This is a genomic window from Flavobacterium sp. C3NV, assembly GCF_046825355.2.
Taxonomy (GTDB): Bacteria; Bacteroidota; Bacteroidia; order Flavobacteriales; family Flavobacteriaceae; genus Flavobacterium.
In genome coordinates this window covers 517709-536414 of record NZ_JBKQBJ020000001.1, presented here as the reverse complement: position 1 = coordinate 536414, position 18706 = coordinate 517709, and the positions used below count along the sequence as shown (strand labels likewise).

Sequence of the window (18706 nt, the reverse complement as noted above, 5' to 3'; positions counted from 1 at the left end):
ATTATGAAAAATTGGATGTTAACTATTGGTGTCTTTTTCTTTGCATTGAGCATTCAGGCTCAAAGTGTTATTGGAAAATGGAAAACAATTGACGATGAAACCGGAGAAGCAAAGTCTGTTGTAGAGATTTATGAAAAATCAGGAAAAGTGTATGGTAAAGTAGTAGAGATACTTCGTGCCGATCATAAAAAAGATGTTTGTACAAAATGTGAAGGAGCAGATAAAAACAAACCAATTTTAGGTTTAAATATCATTAACGGACTTAAAAAAGATGGTGATGAATATAGCGGAGGAACTATTTTTGATCCTACAAGCGGTAAAAAATACAAATGTTATATAACACTTGAATCTGCGGATAAACTTAAGTTACGCGGTTATGTTGGAATTTCTATCATGGGAAGAACCCAATATTGGACAAGAGTGAAGAATTAATATCATTACAATAAAATGCGAAAGTTAGCATCAATACTTTTATTCTTAGGGATACTCTCCAGTAGTTTCGGACAATCTAAGAATTCGCCATTACAAATAAGTCATCTTACAGGTGACTTTTATGTTTATAAAACCTTTCATGAGTATAAAGGAACGCTGATTTCTGCCAATGCACTGTATCTTGTTACCAATAAAGGCGTTGTCTTGTTTGATGCACCTTGGGATAAAACGCAATTTCAGCCCTTATTAGACAGTATAAAAGCAAAACATCATAAAGAGGTTGTGATGCATTTTGCAACGCACTCTCATGAAGACAGGGCAGGAGGTTTGGATTTTTACAGACAAAAAGGAATTAAAACCTATACTATAAAATTAACAGACGAGATTCTGAAGAAAAACAACGAAAAAAGAGCTCAATTTATAATCCCAAATGATACGACATTTACAGTAGGACAGCATACTTTTGAGGTTTATTATCCAGGTAAAGGCCATGCTCAGGATAATGTTGTAGTTTGGTTTAATAAAGAAAAAGTACTTTACGGAGGTTGTTTTATCAAAAGTACAGAAGCAAAAGATTTAGGTTATTTAGGCGATGCAAATGTAAAAGATTGGGAAAAGTCGATTAAAAAAGTACAGGTAAAATTTAAAAATCCTAAATATATTATTACCGGTCATGACGGCTGGAAAGATCTAAATTCTTTAAATCATACTTTAGAATTAGTGAAGGAATATAATGCTGCCCAGCACTGATTATTGTGAATGTTTCTTTAATTGGTATTATATAAAATAGCTTAATTTTGCTTATATTTGAAAACTAATTTAATTAGATTTAAAATGACAATAACTGATAAAAATATACTTGAAAGCTACTCAGATTTATTTGAGGGGCTAAGTTTTTCGAATAAACTAGAACTTATCGAAAGACTTACAAAATCTTTAAAAGTTGCTAAATCTAAAGAGAATAATTTTTATAAGTCTTTTGGGGCATTTTCTTCTGAAAAATCTGCAGAAGAAATTGTTTCTGAAATTAAATCCAACAGAAAATTTAAAAACACTGAAATTAAATTTTAATGAGATATTTACTTGATACAAGCATTTGTGTTTTCTTTTTAAGAGGAAGATTGAATCTTGATAAAATAGTAAAGGAAGTTGGATTGGATAACTGTTATATTTCTGAAATTACAGTTGCAGAACTTCGATTTGGTGCTGAAAATAGTGATGATCCAATAAAATCGAATAAAGCCGTGGATATTTTTTTAAAAGGTTTAGCTATTATTCCAATTTTTGGCTCGATTAAAAGATATGCAATCGAAAAAGTACGGCTTAGAAAAATTGGAAAGCCAATAAATGATGAATTTGATCTTTTAATAGGTGTCACTGCAATTGAAAATCAATTAATCTTGGTTACTGATAATACTAAAGATTTTAAACTTTTAAACGGAATTCAAATGGAGAATTGGTTTGAAAGAGTTTAAGTTTTTCTGATTGATTTTTTCAGATAGTTTTCTAAATCCTATAAAATATCTACATGTTTTTTGTCGAAGTTGTTCTACCGCTTTCTTTAGCCAAAACCTTTACTTATCGTATTTCTGAGGCCGAATTCCATTTTATTAAAAAAGGAATGCGCGTTGCGGTGCCTTTTGGTAAAAGTAAAATATATACAGCTTTGGTTATTGATATTCATCAAAATGAACCAAGCTTATATGATGCCAAAGAAATTCATCAAATATTAGACGAAAAACCTATTGCGACTGAAATCCAGATCAAACACTGGCTTTGGGTGGCAAACTATTATATGTGTGGCATTGGCGATGTATATCGTGGCGCTTTTCCCAGCGGATTATTGCTGGAAAGTGAAACTGTAGTTTCGCATAAGACGGATACGCTGGTAAATGATTCTGAACTTTCTGATGACGAATTCTTGATTTATGAAGCCTTGCATCATCAAAGTTCGCTAAAGGTTGGGGAAATTGTTTCTATTTTGAACAAAAAGAATATTTTTCCGATCCTTCAAAAACTAATTGCAAAAGATATTATTGTTTTAGAAGAAGAAATAAAAGAAAGTTATAAGCCAAAATTGGTTCGGTATGTAAAACTGCATGCAAAATACGAATCAGATAATGGTTTGGGAGAATTGCTGGAAGTTTTAAAAAGTGCTAATAAACAAAAGGAAATTGTTTTGGCTTACTTTCAACTAATGGCTTCTGAAAAGAAACCCATAACTGTCAAAAAACTGGTTGAGGTTTCGAATTCAACTTCAACTACAGTAAAAGCTTTAATTGATAAAGAAATTTTCGAAGAATACCTTTTGCAACAAGATCGTGTTTCATTTTCCGGACAAGCAACTGAGAAGCAATTATTGTTAAGTGAAGCTCAGAATACTGCTTTTGAATCGATTAAAAATAGTTTTTTAGATAAAGAAGTTTGTTTGCTTCACGGTGTTACATCAAGCGGAAAAACAGAAATTTATATCAAGTTAATCGAAGAGTATTTATTGACAGGAAAACAAGTTTTGTATTTGTTGCCTGAGATCGCGCTTACTACTCAATTGGTATCGCGTTTACGACTTCATTTTGGCGATAAGGTAGCAGTTTTTCATTCTAAATACAGCAATAATGAAAGAGTTGAGGTTTGGAAACAAACACTCGAAAATTCAACAAAAGCCCAAATTGTAATAGGAGCAAGGTCGGCTTTGTTTCTTCCGTTTGAGAACTTAGGTTTACTAATTGTTGATGAAGAACACGAGCAGACGTTTAAGCAAACGGATCCTGCGCCAAGATATCACGCCAGGGATTCGGCTATTGTTTTGGCGAATTTTCATAATGCAAAAGTTTTACTGGGATCAGCTACGCCAAGTATCGAAACGTATTTTAATACGCAAACAGATAAATACGGTTTGGTTACGCTTACAGAGCGTTATAATGATGTTCGAATGCCAGAAGTGCTTTTGGTCGATTTAAAAGACAAGCATTTTAGAAAACGAATGACAGGGCATTTTAGTGATCTTTTAATTGAAGAAATTGCAGAAGCTTTGTCTTTAAGCGAGCAAGTGATTTTGTTTCAAAACAGACGTGGATATTCGCCTATAATAGAATGTATGACTTGTGGACACGTACCACATTGTCAGCAATGTGATGTGAGTCTGACTTTTCATAAACATAAAAATCAATTGCGTTGTCATTATTGCGGTTATTCTATTGCAAAACCAACGCATTGCCATAGTTGTTCAAGTATCGATTTGACGACAAAAGGTTTTGGAACGGAACAAATTGAACAAGAGTTAGTGTCACTTTTTCCGAAAGCTAAAACAGGCAGAATGGATCAGGATACGACTCGCGGAAAGTTTGGTTTCGAAAAAATAATTGATTCGTTTAAAAATCGCGAAGTTGATATTTTAGTAGGAACACAAATGCTGGCCAAAGGTTTAGATTTTGATAACGTAAGTCTGGTTGGTATTATGAATGCCGATAATATGCTGCATCATCCTGATTTCAGAGCTTTTGAACGCAGTTTTCAAATGATGACGCAGGTCGCCGGACGAGCGGGGAGGTCAGAAAAACAGGGGAAAGTAGTAATTCAGACTTATAATCCTAATCATAATACAATTCAGCAGGTTACAAACCATAATTATATGGGTATGTATAAGGAACAATTGTATGATCGTCAGATTTATAAATATCCACCTTATTTCAGGATTATTAAACTAACATTGAAGCACCGTGAGTTTGAAAAACTTAAAGAAGGTTCGATGTGGTTGTATCAGGTTTTGAGTCAAAATCTGGGTATTCCGGTTTTAGGACCTGAGGAGCCGGCGATTAGTAGAATCAGAAATGAATATATCAGGACTATCCTGATTAAGATTCCGAATAATATGCCTTTAGCGGGCACAAAAAAAACTATTCAGAAAATGTTGAATAGTTTTGAAGCTGTTGCTCAGTACAGAGCTATAAAGGTTATTGCCAATGTCGATTTTTATTAAATTATGACGACGTTGACAATGCTTTTACTAAATCTTCTTTTTTGTTTCGGCTAAGCGGAATTTTGGTAATACCAATTTCAGCAAATTTACTGTTAAAGCGTTCTACCTTATCAATGTTGATGATATAAGATTTGTGTACACGAATAAATTTGTCTTTTGATAAATCGTTTTCAAAAGATTTCATTGTAGACAGTACCAGGTTACTATCATCCTCGGTAACCACTCTTACATAATCCCCAAAAGCTTCAATCCATTTGATTTTTGCGGTGAAAATTTTAAGTTTTTTAAGGTTACTCTTGATGAATATATGTTCGCCTTCTTCTTCTTTTACGTCTTTTTTAAGCAAATGCATATCTATTGCTCTCTTTACAGAGGCATTAAAGCGATCTACCGCGATAGGTTTTTGCAAATAATCAGTAGCATCATAATCGAAAGCTTTTAAAGCGTACTCTGCTTTAGAAGTAATAAATATAATTTGCGGTTTAGATTTTAAACCGTCCAGAAAATCAAATCCATTAATAACAGGCATTTCTATATCAAGAAAGATTAAGTCTATATTATTTAGAGAAATACAGCTTTTTGCTTCTATTGCATTAGAAAAATCCCCGATTAAGTGCAAACCTGGGTGATTATTAACTAATTTTGCAATAATGGTCCTTTGTATAGAACTATCATCTACAACAACACAGTTTAGTTTCATAACATTAAAATTTAGAATAAATTCAGGATAGCAGTAGTAAATGTATTATTTTTTTGTAAAAAAAACTAAAAACAGCCTGCATTTTTTACATTACAACGAATAAAAGTAAAAAAGTGTTGTATATATAAATTAAATGGTTACTTTTGCACCCAATTTTAACAAATAAATATTGTATTTATGAATCATTATGAAACTGTTTTCATTTTAAATCCCGTTTTATCTGAGGTTCAGGTGAAGGAAACAGTAACGAAATTTGAAGAATTTCTTACTAGTAGAGGAGCTGAAATGGTATCGAAAGAGGATTGGGGTCTGAAAAAAATGGCTTACGAAATCCAAAACAAAAAAAGTGGTTTTTACCACTTATTCGAATTCAAAGTAGCTGGAGAAGTTCTAATTGCTTTTGAAACTGAATTTAGACGTGACGAAAGAGTTATGCGTTTCTTAACTGTAAGTTTAGACAAACATGCTATTTCATGGGCTGAAAGAAGAAGAGCCAAATTAAAATCTACTAAAGCTTAATTATTATGTCTACAATAGAGCAATCTGCAAAAGGAAAAAAAGACGGAGATATCAGATATTTAACGCCTTTAAACATTGAAACTAACAAAACTAAAAAGTACTGTCGTTTCAAAAAATCAGGAATCAAATATATCGATTATAAAGATGCTGATTTCTTATTGAAATTCGTTAATGAGCAAGGAAAAATTCTTCCTCGTCGTTTAACTGGAACTTCATTAAAATACCAAAGAAAAGTTTCTGTAGCTGTAAAAAGAGCTCGTCACTTAGCTTTAATGCCATACGTGGCCGATTTATTAAAATAATATTAAAAGAATAGTTGTTGGTTTCCGGTAAGATGGAACCTAACTTCTCAAATAAAGGACAACAACATGGAACTTATTTTAAAACAAGACGTACAGAATCTAGGATTTAAAGATGATGTAGTTACTGTAAAAGCTGGTTACGGACGTAACTTTTTAATTCCTCAAGGTTTTGCTGCTTTAGCAACTCCTTCGGCTAAAAAAGTATTGGCTGAAAACCTAAAACAAAGAGCTCACAAAGAAGCTAAAGTTGTTGCTGATGCAAAAGCATTAGCTGAAACTTTAAAAGCTATCGAAATTAAACTTTTTGCAAAAGCAGGTGGTGAAAAATTATTCGGTTCAATCACGAATATTGATATCGCTGAAGCTTTAGCTAAAGGTGGACAAGTAATCGATAGAAAATTCATCACTAGCGGTATCGTTAAACGTACTGGTAAATACACTGCAAATGTGCGTTTACACAGAGATGTAATCGTTGAATTACCATACGAAATTGTTGCTGAAAAGTAATCGTTTTTTATACTATACAAAAATCCCGATGCGAATCGGGATTTTTTTGTTTAAAAGAAATAATAATTAATCAGACTTAGAGTTATTTGCGCAAAGCATCCTGCTTAAAGCTAATAGCGTAAGGCATAAAGCCTAAAAAAGAAAATGAAATACGCAAGACTAACAAAGGAGCAATTTGATGAATTGCACGCAGAATTCGCTAATTTTTTAGCTACACAAACTATTGATAAAGCAGAGTGGGATTCTATCAAAATAAATAAGCCGGAAGTGGCTGAGCAGGAACTGGATGTTTTCTCTGATTTAATTTGGGAAGGTGTTTTGTCAAGAGCAGAATATTTAGAGCATTTCTCCAGAAATCATATCTTCTTGTTTAAGTGTTTTGAAAAAGATGTACAATCTATAGTTTTAAAATCATTGGTTCCTGAAACTGATTTCCTGACTAAAGATGGCTTACAGTGGTTAAGCGATAATATGTTTACAGAGAACATAGAAATGAAGGTTGGGAAAAAAGTATTTACAGAAGACAGGAATGCTTCTATTTTTGAATTGATCCAGCAAGGTGCTTTTTTAAGCGATGGTCAATTATTTACTCAAATTAATACTATTATCGAATCGTAATTTTTTGTTATTCTACATTATAAAAAGGTAAATGATTGATGTTAAATTGTTTGCCTTTTTTTTATTATTTTAACTTTCGTTTAAACTTTTTTGTTTTTTTTACCCCGTATTTATACTTGTTTTTTTTGAATAGTGTAAAGAATTCTTTTTCTTAGAAGTGAAATGTAAGTTTTGCTTTTCAAATTAACTTTTTATGTTGCATTTCAATCGATTACTAATACTTAAAAGTAATCCTAAACCTACTTTTTGTATATTTAACAAAAAATGAAGTTACTTTTTTATGAAATTTATAACAGATGTTTTTCTGTTAAAGGCGTAGGTTTTTCTGATGTTTTGATCGTTTTTTATGATTCTGATCTTCTTTTAATTTAAAAAAATAAGAATTTTATGCTTGTTTTACATTTTTGTTTTTTATAATTTTAGAATACAAAAGTTAAACAAAGTAGTTTTTGGCACTTTTTTAAAATAAAGAAAAGATGATTTTTTAAAATTTTAAAAAACAAACTTCATTGATACTTTAATTGAAAACTGAAGATTTAAATAATAACTTAATTAGTTCGCTTATGGAATTGACATTTACTCTCTTTATCAGGTTTGCATTAATTATTCCTATTATTTTGACTTTGTTTTTTATCTGTATCAGAATTAATCGATTTTTCTTGAAATTCGATTTTTTATTAAGTGCAAACTTTTTTCAACAATTTTATAGTTATACACGTTTTTTATTTTCAAAGCCCAATCGGCGACTTTGTTGATGAAGACCTTTTTGTGTTTAAAAATTTTTTAAACCAGAAAGTGCTTCTTAATTAGCATAATGATTCAATTTTTAGAATTAATTCTAAATCAACAAAATTTACAGATTGCCTAATCAACTTTCTATAGATATTGAATCATACTATATATTAAGAATTCCCCCAGTTCTACTCAACTTAAATTTTCTTTTATGAAAATTAATCCTGCAACAAATCACTCCTCCTGGAAGATTGATTCAGATCAATATTCCCTAAAGTTTTTCGGACATTTTTTATTCTACAGGAATAAAAACTGCTCTTTGGTATACTTCGGTATACGTAATACGACATGATTTTTTTACTGAAATGCAGTTTACATTCTTAGTATACTACGAATTTAAATTTCATTTTAACTAGTTGATTTTTAGTGTTTTTAAGAATTGCTTAAGCATACGTGCTTATCGCAAGAGGTATTTTATTGTCCATTTTCTAATCTTCCAAATTATGAAAAAAACTTTTACTTTTTATGATCTCATCGTTAAGAAGAGATTGTTAGCCGTCTGGCTTTTATTGTTTTTATTTCTTATAAGTAATAAAAACTTTGCGCAAACCTTTTGTCGGCCAACCTCACAAACAAATACAGCCGGAGGTGGTTTATTGTGTATTGGAACAAGTGTTGCTAATCCAGATAATGCTATTGACGCAAGTTTGGATACTTTTTCTTCATTAACCAATACGGTTGGTGTGGGTAATTGTATAGCACAAGAAACATTTGTTCTTGGTCAGATGGCAAAAGCCGGGGATCAAATAGTTGTTTATTACGGTTCCAATTTGACCTTAAATGTTAACTTATTGTCTAACATTAGTATTCAGTCAAAAAACTCAGTTGCAGTAACTGAGGGGCCTGTGATTGCATTAAATAATCCGCTGTTGAATGTGGGGTTATTGGCCGGAGATACAAGAGGTTCTTTTAAATACACACTTACGGCTGATGCAGATCAAATTAAAATACAAGTTGGAGGATTTCTTAGCTTGTTGACAAATTTGAGAATTTATGATGTACGCTTGCAATTTGCAAGTCCTACAATTGCTAATGGAGAAACACAATCAGTATGTTTTGGACAATCTGTAGCGCTTTCTGCAACAGCTGCAGCTGGTACTACAGTTGCGTGGTATGACTCGCCAACAGCGATTGCACCACTTTCGAATGTAGGAACTTATACTACGCCAGCACTAACGGCTTCAACAACTTATTATGTAAGTACGTCAAGAAACGGTGTTTGCGAAAGTGATCAACGATTACCCGTAACTATTAATGTCGTTCAGCCTATAGCGCCTGTTATTAGTGCCACCGGAACGACTATTTGTTCTTCGGGAGCCACTCAGGCAACTACTTTATCGGTTATAAATCCGGTGTTAGGTACGACTTATTCCTGGTTTAATGTCGAAAATGGCGGCGTTGCTATAAGTACTGGTGCTACTTATACACCAACTGTACCTACAGGTATTTCTACTTTTTACGTCGAGGCATCTATTGGTGCGTGTAAATCGACTCGTACGAGAGTAGATGTTACTTCAACTCCGGTTCCTGGACCTGCAACGATATTAACGCAAAGTGTATCGATACTTTCTGGTCAAAATGCGACTTTAACGGCTTCTACAACTGAACCGGGTGTTGGTTTAGATTGGTATGAAACTGCTACAGGGGGAACAAAATTATTAGCTAATTCTAATACTTTTACAACTCCAATTTTAACAGCAAGTAAAACCTATTATGTTGAATCGGTTAATCTTGCGGGAGGATGTGTGAGTGCAACAAGAGTACCTGTAACGGTAACGGTTCAACCAGCTGCTTTAGGCGGATGTCGTGAAGCCAGCAGTCAAATAACTACTCAAGTTGGTATATGTTTATTGTGTAATGCTACAAACCCAAATTTTTCTGTAGACGGAAATCCTGCAACTGCCGCAAGACTCACTGTTCCTGCCAATGTATTAGGATCTATGCAGCAAACATTACAATTTACGAATCCGGGAAAAGCTGGTGATATTGTTGATGTTGACTTGGAATTGCCAGGAGGTTTAGCAGATGTTCAGTTGTTAAGCGCAATTAGTTTAGCAACTTATAATGGCGCGACTTATAATAATGATAGAGTTACGATTAGTAACCCTCTTATTACTTTACAGTTATTAAGCGGTACTAGATATAGAGCAAGTATTACGGCTGGTGCTAATTTTGACCGTGTAGAAGTTCGTTTAGGAGGTGTGCTTGGTCTTTTAACTAATTTGGATATTTATCAGGCAACTTATAGATATAAAGCACCTGTTATTTCTGGTAGCCAGGCAATTTGCGGTGGACAAACTACTACTTTAACAGCTGGCTTAGCTTTGGGCGAAACAGTTAAATGGTATGATGCCTTAACAGGAGGAAATCTCTTGGTTAGTACGGCAGCTTATACAACTCCTGCATTAACTGCTAATACAACTTATTATGTTGAATTGACTCGTAATGGTTGTGTCAATGGTGAAAGAAATCCTGTTACGGTTACAGTAAATAATCCAGTGGCACCAACAGCAATTTCTACCGTTCCTGCAAATTTATGCAGCGGAGAAACTACAACCATAACAATACAATCTCCAGTTGCAGGTACAACGTATAATTGGTACGATGCTGCTACAGGAGGAACATTGGTATTTACAGGAACTTCTTTTGTAACTCCAAGTTTGACTGCTCCAACTACTTATCATATTGAAGCGGTAATTGGAACTTGTTTAAGTGCTCGTACACCAGTTAATGTAAATGTAAATCCAAGACCTTCAGCGCCTGTTCAGATATCTTCAAATGTTACCATTCAATCTGGACAAGATGTACAGTTGTCTGTTGTAAGTAGTCCAGGGGTTTCATATTTTTGGTATGATGCTCCAACGGGGGGAAATCTATTGCAAGGTAGTGGTAGTAGCATATATACGCCTAATCCGGTAGTAACGGCTAATAAAACATTTTATGTTGAAGCTGTAGCTCTAGCATCTGATTGTAGAAGTAGTTCAAGAGCGGCGATTAATGTATTGGTTACCAGCACGGTTAGTAGTTGTTTGAAGCCAAGTACACAAGCAATAACTGTTGATCCTGGGTTATTATGTGTTTTATGTAATGGTATTAACGGAAATAATGCTGTTGACACAAACCCAAATACATTTGCTTCTTTGACTATAACTGCAGGAGTACTTGATTCGTATATTCAACAAGCGTTGGAGTTTACTACTCCTGGGCAGGCAGGCGACATTATTGATGTTGAATTAGAATTACCAGGCGGTCTTGCTGATATTACATTGCTAGGATCTGTAAGTATAGGAACTTCTTATCTAGGGGCCGAAAATCCTGGAAGACTTGCAGTAAATAATAGTATATTGAATCTGCAAGTATTGTCAGGAAACAAATTTAAAGTTAGTTACCCAGCAACTGCAATATTTGATAAAGTTGAAATTAGATTGGGAGCATTAGTTGGCTTATTAACTACTTTGAATGTTTATGGGGCTTCTTATAGATTTCCAAATGCTACAATAACGGGAGTTGCGGATCCAATTTGTGCGGGAAGTACCGCTACATTGTCCGCATCTTCTGTGTCAGTAGATGATGAATTTAAATGGTATGATGCTCCAACAGGAGGAAATGAAGTTGCTGTAAGTCCAACTGTTCCTTTAACAAGTACCACTATCTATTATTTAGAAACTACTCGTGCAGGATGTATTAATAGTGTTCGTCAGCCTGTAACGGTTAATGTATTATCTATTCCAACAGCTGCGAACATTACAATTGCAAGCCCTTTGACTGCTTCTTGTAATGGAACTGTAGTATTGGCTCCAACATCTGCTTTAGCAGGAGCAACATTTAAATATTATTTAGATCAAAATAAAACACAAGTTGCTACGGGAACTATAGATTCTTCAACGGGAGCTTTAACCGTTAACGGACTTACTGCCGCTAATTCACCTTATACTTATTATGTATCTGTTCTTAACGGAGGAACTTGCGAGAATGTAAACGGAACTTTAAAAGAAGTAGTAGTAAATTATCCTGCTGGTTCAGCTTTAACAGTTGCAACTCCATTTGCTGGTTGTGCTAAAGTAAATCTAAAAGATGCTATTACAAATTTTGATACAACAGGAAATACAACTTATACTTTCTTTGATTCAGCCAATAATCCAATTACAGATGCTGTTGCTGCTAATATCACCGCTACTGGTAATTATTTTATTCAGGCTCAGACAACTGGCGTGGCTTGTCCATCTGTAAAGTTACCAGTAGAAGTTAATGTAAATCCTGTACCGACATTAACGGGTGTAACCAGTTCAATTGCGGTTACAAAAGGTTCTTCAGTTAACTTAACTGCAACATCAAACGGAACAATTGCATGGTATGATCCACAAGGGAATTTAGTGCCTTCAAGTAATGTAGGGCCTCTTAATACTGTTGGCATTTTTACCTATACTGTAATTGCTACTCTTGGAACTTGTACTACTAGTCAGACAGTAACAATTAGCGTTATAGATCCTGCTACTTGTGATACATTATTAGAGCGAGTATATGCTAATACTGAATTATCAGGAACAATTATTACCGGAGCTGTAACAAGCGGACCTTTGGCGGTAGATAATGATCCAAGTACTTATTCAACAATAACTACTGGTTTAGGAGTTTTGGGTATTGGTACAACATGGCAAAACTTACAATGGCCAACTACTATTGCTAAAGGAACTCCGGTCACAGTTAAACTAGGTTTACAAAATAGTTTACTTGCAGTAGGAGGAAGTATTTCGGTTGTAGGTACAAAACGTGATGGATCTAGCAATCCTGTTGATATTGGAACTTTACAATCTGTGTCAGGATCATTATTAACTTTATTGCCAGGTCAAAATTCATTCGAATATACATTTGTTCCTTCAAATACTTCTGGAGTTCAGGATTATGATGGTATCAGGGTTCAGCTAGGATCTGTTTTAAGTGTAGCACAAAATATTAATGTTTATGATGCTTACTATAAAAAACAAGTAACACAAATTGCTTGTGGTCAAGGCGATATCGAAGATATTTTCTCTGGTGCAAAAGAGCTTGCGGGACTTGGAGTATTAACTGCTACTGTAGGTGTTTCTAACCCTTGGAATGTAGCCGATGGAGATGTTGCTACTTATGCTACAATGTTTAATGGCGTAGGAGTACTTGCCAATGCTGAGTTAGCAGCAACTTTTAGAACACCATCTATGGTGGGAGATAGTTTACGAATTACAATTTCTAAACCGGGAACTCTTTTAAGTCTTGGTGTACTTTCGGGACTTAATATTCAGCTTTATTCAGGAAATATTGCTGTTGGTCCCCCAATACAAGGTGATGATGGAAGTCTGTTGACCTTAAAATTACTTGCAGGAGATACTATGGCGATGACAATTGTTGCGCCTCAAACACAACCTTATGATCGAGTAGTGATTACTTTAGGCGGGGCAGCAAATGTTTTAGATCAGCTTAGAGTACATACTATTGATCGTGTAACCAATACTCAAGTTATTGGAGGCGATCCGGATAATAAAATTACGGTTTGTCCCGGAGCAACAATTACGCTCGCGGTTCCGCCAAAATCTTGTGCGGATTACGCCTGGTATGACACGCCAATTGGAGGAACTCCTTTAACAAGTGGTCAAACGTACACACTTCCTGCTACTTTGGCAGCGGGTACTTATAAATATTATATTCAGCCAATTCGTTACGGTTGTGCGGCTTTAGAAAGAGGAGAGGTAACAGTTGTTGTTAGAGCAACTACTCCGGCAGCTGCTATAGCAAACGTAACAATAAATGGAGGACCTGGTACTATAATTTGTTCTGAAACAGGAACAGTAACTTTAGATGCAGTTTTAAATGGAGTACCAGCTCTTACTAATCCAATATATTACTGGTATAGTTTCAACGGAACAACAAGTCAGTTAATAGCTGGTGAAACGACTCCTAAATTGATAATAAATGGATTAGCTCCGGGAACTTATACTTATTATGTAGGAGTTAGTGCAGATGAATATTGTGAAACTGCGCCTGCCGACAGAAAACAAGTAACATTTACAATCTTACCAAGTTCTCTTGAATCGGATATTGATGTAAATAACGCTTCTATTTGTCTTGGTACGCCTGCAACCTTAACACCAACGACAGCATTAGGTAGTCCGGTTTTCTTCTGGTATTTAGATGCTAATAAAACGCAGCCTATCTTTGATACTTCGGTAATTAATGGAGTAACTTACACAGTTAACGCCGCGACAGGAGCTTTAACAGCTACCGGATTAACAACAGCAATGAGTCCTATTTCTTATTATGTTTCTGTTACCAGCGATAATACATGTCAGAATAAAAATGGAGAGCTTAAAGTAGCAACTGTAATAGTTAATGATCCTGCTACGCCAACATTGATAACAGCAGGAACACAAAACTTCTGTTTGGCCGATGCACCAACTTTTGCAAGTGTTCAGTTTAACGAAGCAAATATCGTTTGGTATACAGCTTTAACAGGAGGAACAGCGATTCCATCTACTACAGCGCTAACAAGCGGAACCTATTTTGCAGCAATAAAAGATGCAACCACAACTTGTGAGAGTTCAGTAAGATTATCAGTAACCATTAGTGTAACTGACCCAGCTACGCCAACATTGGTAACAGCCGGAACGCAAAACTTCTGTTTGGTAAATGCGCCAACTTTTGCCAGTGTTCAGTTTAACGAAGCCAATATTGTTTGGTATACAGCTTTAACAGGCGGAACAGCGATTCCATCTACTACAGCGCTAACAAGCGGAACTTATTTTGCAGCAATAAAAGATGCAACTACAACTTGTGAGAGTTCAGTAAGATTATCAGTAAACATTAGTGTAACTGACCCTGCTACACCAACATTGATAACAGCAGGAACGCAAAACTTCTGTTTGGCCGATGCACCAACTTTTGCCAGTGTTCAGTTTAACGAAGCAAATATCGTTTGGTATACAGCTTTAACAGGAGGAACAGCGATTCCATCTACTACAGCGCTAACAAGCGGAACTTACTTTGCAGCAATAAAAGATGCAGCTACAACTTGTGAGAGTTCAGTAAGATTATCAGTAACGATTAGTGTAACAGATCCTGCTACACCAACATTGGTAACAGCAGGAACACAAAACTTCTGTTTGGTAAATGCACCAACTTTTGCCAGTGTTCAGTTTAATGAAGCAAATATTGTTTGGTATACAGCTCTAACAGGTGGAACAGCGATTCCATCTACTACAGCACTAACAAGCGGAACTTACTTTGCAGCAATAAAAGATGCTACTACAACTTGTGAGAGTTCAGTAAGGTTATCAGTAACCATTAGTGTAATAGATCCTGCTACACCAACATTGGTAACAGCCGGAACACAAAATTTCTGTTTGGCAGATGCACCAACTTTTGCCAGTGTTCAGTTTAACGAAGCGAATATCGTTTGGTACACAGCTCTAACAGGAGGAACAGCGATTCCGTCTGCTACAGCGCTAACAAGCGGTACTTATTTCGCAGCAATAAAAGATGCAACTACAACTTGTGAGAGTTCAGTAAGATTATCAGTAACCATTAGTGTAACTGACCCAGCTACGCCAACATTGGTAACGGCAGGAACACAAAACTTCTGTTTAACAGATGCACCAACTTTTGCCAGTGTTCAGTTTAACGAAGCCAATATTGTTTGGTATACAGCTTTAACAGGCGGAACAGCGATTCCATCTACTACAGCGTTAACAAGCGGAACTTACTTTGCAGCAATAAAAGATGCAACCACAACTTGTGAGAGTTCTGTAAGATTATCAGTTACTATAAATGTTTCGGATCCTGGAACACCAACATTGGTAACAGCCGGAACACAAAACTTCTGTTTGGTAAATGCACCAACTTTTGCAAATGTTCAGTTTAACGAAGCAAATATTGTTTGGTACACAGCTCTAACAGGCGGAACAGCGATTCCATCTACTACAGCGCTAACAAGCGGAACTTATTTTGCAGCAATAAAAGATGCAACTACAACTTGTGAGAGTTCAGTAAGATTATCGGTAACGATTAGTGTAACTGACCCTGCTACACCAACATTAGTAACAGCGGGAACACAAAACTTCTGTTTGGCAGATGCACCAACTTTTGCCAGTGTTCAGTTTAATGAAGCCAATATTGTTTGGTATACTGCTTTAACAGGCGGAACAGCGATTCCGTCTACTACAGCGCTAACAAGCGGAACTTACTTTGCGGCAATAAAAGATGCCACTACAACTTGTGAGAGTTCAGTAAGATTATCAGTAACGATTAGTGTAACTGATCCTACTACGCCAACTCTGGTAACAGCAGGAACGCAAAACTTCTGTTTAACAGATGTACCAACTTTTGCCAGTGTTCAGTTTAACGAAGCCAATATCGTTTGGTACACAGCTTTAACAGGCGGAACAGCGATTCCTTCTACTACAGCGTTAACAAGCGGAACTTACTTTGCAGCAATAAAAGATGCTATTACAACTTGTGAGAGTTCAGTAAGATTATCGGTAACGATTAGTGTAACAGATCCTGCTACACCAACATTGGTAACAGCCGGAACACAAAACTTCTGTTTGGTAAATGCACCAACTTTTGCAAGTGTTCAGTTTAATGAAGCCAATATCGTTTGGTATACAGCTCTAACAGGAGGAACAGCGATTCCATCTACTACAGCACTAACAAGCGGAACTTACTTTGCAGCAATAAAAGATGCCACTACAACTTGTGAGAGTTCAGTAAGATTATCAGTAACCATTAATGTAACTGACCCTGCTACGCCAACATTGGTAACAGCCGGAACGCAAAACTTCTGTTTGGTAAATGCACCAACTTTTGCCAGCGTTCAGTTTAATGAAGCCAATATCGTATGGTATACAGCTTTAACAGGCGGAACAGCGATTCCGTCTACTACAGCACTGACAAGCGGAACTTACTTTGCAGCAATAAAAGATGCTACTACAACTTGTGAGAGTTCAGTAAGATTATCAGTAACCATTAGTTTAACAGATCCTGCTACGCCAACAACGACACTAGCTACTCAGGGTTTCTGTTCAGAAAATAATCCAACTGTTGCAAGTATTCAGGTAAACGAAACTAATGTAGTTTGGTATAACGCAGTAACTGGAGGAACTCCAATCGCTTCGACAACAGCTTTAGTGAGCGGAGATTACTTTGCAGCATTAAAAGATGCAACTACAAATTGCGAAAGCAGTGTTAGATTAAAAGTTACGGTTACTGTTGGAAACGCAAATAATCCAACAACAAATAATGCAGCACAGAACTTCTGTTCAACAAGTGCTCCAACATTTGCTAGTATTCAGGTAAACGAAAGTAATGTATCCTGGTTTAATGATCCAACCGGAGGAACAGCGATTTCATTAACAACAGCTTTAACTTCTGGTGTTTATTACGGGGAAATCACAAATCCTGTAACTGGATGTAAAAGCGCAACTCGTTTAGCGGTTACGATTACTATTGTTAATCCAATGCCAACACCTACAACAGGTTCATCAACTCAAAACTTCTGTTCTGTAAATGCACCAAAAGTTTCGAATATTCAGGTAAATGAATCAAATGTAATTTGGTATAGTACTCCGACTGGAGGAACGGCAATTCCGGCAACAACAGCTTTAGCTAATGGTACTTATTACGGTGCTGTGGCAAGTGGTTCGAATTGCGAGAATCCATCAAGATTAGCAGTAGCGGTAGTTATAAATACACCACTTCTGGTTACTACGCCAAGAACAGCTCAGACATTCTGTTTATCAGCATTGCCAACAATAGAAGATATAGTTGTAAATGAAGCAAATGTAGTATGGTATACTTCTGCAAATGGTGGAACACCGCTAGCAGCAAATACGCCACTTACAGCGACAACATATTATGCTGTAGCAAGTAGCAATACAACGAATGGTTGTGAGGGAATTTCCAGATTAGGAGTTGCAGTTTCTTTTGAAAATGATGCAATGGTTCCAATCACTACTACAGACGATACACCATGTGTTTTCCAGGGAATTACATATTCTATTGCCAACGGAAAATCAGATTATCTGTGGATAGTTGAAAATGGTACTATTACTTCCGGAGGAGGAAATGCTGATGGAACTGTAACGATATCATGGTCTGACATCGGACCTGGAAAAGTGAGTGTTGCTTACATTAATACATGTAATGAAAGAACAATTAAATCATTAAATGTAAATGTAGCCACTTGTTCAGATCTAACGATAACAAATACAGTTAGTAATCCTACACCTAATTTTGGTGAGCAGATAACATTTACCGTAACAGTAAACAATGTTGGTCAAGGTAACTTCATCAATACGATAGTAAGCGAGTTATTACCAAGCGGATTTGATTTAGTAAGCGCCAGTACAACTGCAGGAACATATGATTTAGCTACACAGCTTTGGACAATTCCAGCATTAAATGCAGGACAAAGCGTAGTACTTACAATCGTTGCAGAAGTATTGCCAAGCGGTAATTATACAAACGTTGCAACTGTCGAAATTTCGACTCCTTTAGATGTTGATGCATCAAATAACTCGGCTTCAGTTACTGTTGTGCCGGTTTGTTTGACAGTGTACAATGAATTTACTCCAAACAATGACGGAGCGAATGATCTTTTCAGAATTGATTGTATCGAATCATATCCAAACAACGAGTTGAAAGTGTATAACAGATACGGTTCATTAGTATATAGTAAACAACATTATGAAAATGATTGGGACGGAACGGCCAATGTGTCCGGAGTTATCAATAGAGGAGATATGCTGCCAACAGGTACTTATTTTTACGTGATAACCATTGGAGACGGAACGGTTAAAAAAGGATGGTTATCTATCATGAGATAATCGC

At 35.7% G+C, this 18706-nt stretch carries 11 protein-coding genes; 10 read left to right on the top strand and 1 reads right to left on the bottom strand.

What is annotated here, in order from left to right:
• The first annotated feature begins 3 nt into the window (after positions 1-3).
• From ACIDC4_RS02155 to priA, 5 genes are all read left to right on the top strand, one after another.
• Complete coding sequence (locus ACIDC4_RS02155) at positions 4-432, top strand: DUF2147 domain-containing protein (RefSeq protein ID WP_065449570.1); 429 nt, start codon at positions 4-6, stop codon at positions 430-432.
• Positions 433-447: 15 nt separating this feature from the next.
• Entirely contained in the window at positions 448-1182 is a 735-nt protein-coding gene (gene bla-B1-FLAV / locus ACIDC4_RS02150) for a subclass B1 metallo-beta-lactamase (RefSeq protein ID WP_412044771.1), read from the top strand.
• Positions 1183-1266: 84 nt separating this feature from the next.
• A complete protein-coding gene (locus tag ACIDC4_RS02145; protein ID WP_065449572.1) occupies positions 1267-1503 on the top strand; it encodes a hypothetical protein in 237 nt (78 codons plus the stop codon).
• Positions 1503-1907 carry a PIN domain-containing protein gene (locus ACIDC4_RS02140; protein ID WP_412044770.1) on the top strand — a complete coding sequence of 135 codons (405 nt, stop codon included), beginning with the start codon at positions 1503-1505 and terminating at the stop codon, positions 1905-1907. The genes ACIDC4_RS02145 and ACIDC4_RS02140 overlap by 1 nt, the downstream gene beginning before the upstream one ends.
• A 53-nt stretch (positions 1908-1960) precedes the next feature.
• Positions 1961-4411 carry a replication restart helicase PriA gene (gene priA, locus ACIDC4_RS02135; RefSeq protein WP_412044769.1) on the top strand — a complete coding sequence of 817 codons (2451 nt, stop codon included), beginning with the start codon at positions 1961-1963 and terminating at the stop codon, positions 4409-4411.
• A 1-nt stretch (position 4412) separates the two neighbouring features.
• Here priA and ACIDC4_RS02130 read toward each other — a convergent pair whose 3' ends face one another.
• Positions 4413-5111, bottom strand: a complete 699-nt coding sequence (locus ACIDC4_RS02130; protein ID WP_065449575.1) for a LytR/AlgR family response regulator transcription factor — start codon at positions 5109-5111, stop codon at positions 4413-4415.
• 177 nt (positions 5112-5288) lie between these two features.
• Between ACIDC4_RS02130 and rpsF the strand changes: the two genes are divergently transcribed.
• From rpsF to ACIDC4_RS02105, 5 genes are all read left to right on the top strand, one after another.
• Entirely contained in the window at positions 5289-5630 is a 342-nt protein-coding gene (rpsF, locus tag ACIDC4_RS02125; RefSeq protein WP_007810575.1) for a 30S ribosomal protein S6, read from the top strand.
• Between the two features lie 5 nt (positions 5631-5635).
• Positions 5636-5932: a 30S ribosomal protein S18 gene (gene rpsR, locus ACIDC4_RS02120; RefSeq protein ID WP_002987043.1), complete on the top strand. Its 297-nt coding sequence runs from the start codon at positions 5636-5638 to the stop codon at positions 5930-5932.
• A 66-nt stretch (positions 5933-5998) separates the two neighbouring features.
• Entirely contained in the window at positions 5999-6439 is a 441-nt protein-coding gene (gene rplI, locus ACIDC4_RS02115; protein ID WP_065449576.1) for a 50S ribosomal protein L9, read from the top strand.
• A gap of 144 nt (positions 6440-6583) precedes the next feature.
• A complete protein-coding gene (locus ACIDC4_RS02110; protein ID WP_065449577.1) occupies positions 6584-7057 on the top strand; it encodes a DUF6495 family protein in 474 nt (157 codons plus the stop codon).
• Between the two features lie 1235 nt (positions 7058-8292).
• Positions 8293-18702 carry an Ig-like domain-containing protein gene (locus ACIDC4_RS02105; RefSeq protein WP_412044768.1) on the top strand — a complete coding sequence of 3470 codons (10410 nt, stop codon included), beginning with the start codon at positions 8293-8295 and terminating at the stop codon, positions 18700-18702.
• Positions 18703-18706 lie beyond the last annotated feature (4 nt).